Annotated in this window: 2 protein-coding genes; one reads left to right on the top strand and one right to left on the bottom strand. The window is 68.1% G+C overall.

The window, feature by feature from the left end; genetic code table 11:
* Positions 1-227, top strand: a 227-nt coding sequence (locus DKT69_RS40245) for an IS30 family transposase (RefSeq protein WP_161557750.1), incomplete at its 5' end; no start/stop codon positions are given.
* A gap of 803 nt (positions 228-1030) precedes the next feature.
* Here DKT69_RS40245 and DKT69_RS29865 read toward each other — a convergent pair.
* Entirely contained in the window at positions 1031-1639 is a 609-nt protein-coding gene (locus tag DKT69_RS29865) for a Clp protease N-terminal domain-containing protein (protein ID WP_146231248.1), read from the bottom strand.
* Positions 1640-1851 lie beyond the last annotated feature (212 nt).

Raw genomic sequence — 1851 nt, 5'->3', positions numbered from 1 at the left:
CGGTCTACTTCGCCCGCCCGCACTCACCCTGGCAACGTGGCAGCAACGAGAACGCCAACCGGATCCTGCGCGAGTACTTCCCCAAGGGCGTCCCCATCACCTCCGACCCGAAATACCTCGCGATGGTGGCTTCCGAGATCAATGACCGACCGCGTAAGATCCACGGCTGGAAGAAGCCCTCCGAGATATTCACCGAACTCGTCGAGGCAAATGCTTCCACTGGCTGAACCCGCCGCCGGGAGGAAGAGCGGGACTCGGACGGCCAACTGAACGGACCGTACGATCGTCAACCCACCGACCGACACAATCAGCGGTATCCCGACGGTGATTAGGAGACGTGGCGCCCTGCCATCGACAAGAGCAAGGACTGAGCAGCAAAGCCAGGTCAACAGCACGGCAATATATGCCAGCTGGTGAACTCGGCTGAATACCGGGCCAAGCAGGCGAGTCACGAACAGAATGGCGCAAATGATCAGAGGCGCGAGCCAGAAGGGCCTTCCGAGGATCAGCCAGGACGAAAGAACCGTACCCAAGAACGAAGCTACAGCGACGCTGCCCGAGATCCTACGGCCAAGATTTGCGCGGTCGTTCGGCTCGTCAGCGCACACCACGTTGTAACCGAGGCTACGAAGCGACCGGATCATCAGCGCCAGCGGATCCGGATCCTCGTGGTGCGGCCGACGCCGTCGCCGTTCCGCGTAGAGCTCGTCGCTGAGTCCGCCGAACCACGTGCTGATGTCCGCCACTGTGTCTCCTTCCAGGTCGCCTTTGGGAGACTAGAAAACTTCGTTAGGGAACAGCATCCACCAATGGTGTCGCCCAAGGCCGGGGCACCGACAGAGGTACTTCGAGCCAGCTTGACGGGTGCACTGTCATCGGCATGACAGTGCACGGCGCCAGGCGCTACCAATGCGCGGACAGCGGCAGAGGCGTGCGTTCGACCGCGGTCGGCATTGAGCTGGTGGGCCGGTGTTGACGACGATGCCCGGTTACCGTGGCGGTGCTGACGGGAGGCGACCTCGCGGACGGGTCACGGCCCCCAGGCGCAGAGCACGAACAACACCAGCATGACGGTGAGGACGACCGCGACCGTGGCGAGCGGGTGCGGTATCCGCTGGCCGCCATGCACCCGCACCGTCGCCCGCCGCCAATTCCGCCGGTCGGCCCTCGATGGCTCGGCCGGGAGTCGCTCGACGCCCGGGCCGCCGCGCAGCCGGGCAAGCAAGGCGTCGACGGCCTCGGCGGTGGCGCGGCGGGCGGCGAGCCAGGCCACAACGTCGGGTGGCCCGGTGCGCAACAGCGCGGCGAGGAGGTGCTCGGTGCCGATGTGCTCGGCCCGCTCCTCCAGCGCGACGAGTCGCGCCTGCTCCAGCACCGCCCGCGCCTCGCGGTCGAAGCGTAGGCCCGGCGCGGCACCGCTCACGCTCGTCGGGGGCACGGTGCCCGGGGTCCTGGGTTCGGCGGCGAGCGGCTCGGCCGCGGGCGGGGGCCCTGCGGTGGGGGCGTGCCAGAGCGCGGCGGTGTTGCCCGACGCTGCGGGCAACGCCGCCGCCAGGTCCCAGAGAGTCATCTCGCGCCGGTCCGCGGCCAGGGCGAGGCGCGGAATGCGCGCGATCACCGCCCGGGCGTCGGTCGTCATGCGCTCGAACACAAGGGATCTTTCTACCCGACGCAGGTCGGTGGGTGGAAGGTGCTGCGCTGACCGTGCAGTCGGGTAGCCCCGCCGCATTGCTGCGCCGGGGCCCCCTCAGAACCGTGCGTGCAACTCGTCGCGGCACACGGCTCAAGCAAGCCGCTCGGGCGATTTCAGGGTTGCAGGTGTGCTGGGTCCTGCCGCGTGCCGGTGGTGCG

The sequence above is a fragment of the Micromonospora sicca genome (assembly GCF_003172935.1).
GTDB classification, from domain to species: domain Bacteria; phylum Actinomycetota; class Actinomycetes; order Mycobacteriales; family Micromonosporaceae; genus Micromonospora; species Micromonospora sicca.
The sequence above is the reverse complement of the archived record's forward strand: the minus strand, read 5'-3'. Positions and strand labels throughout refer to the sequence as shown.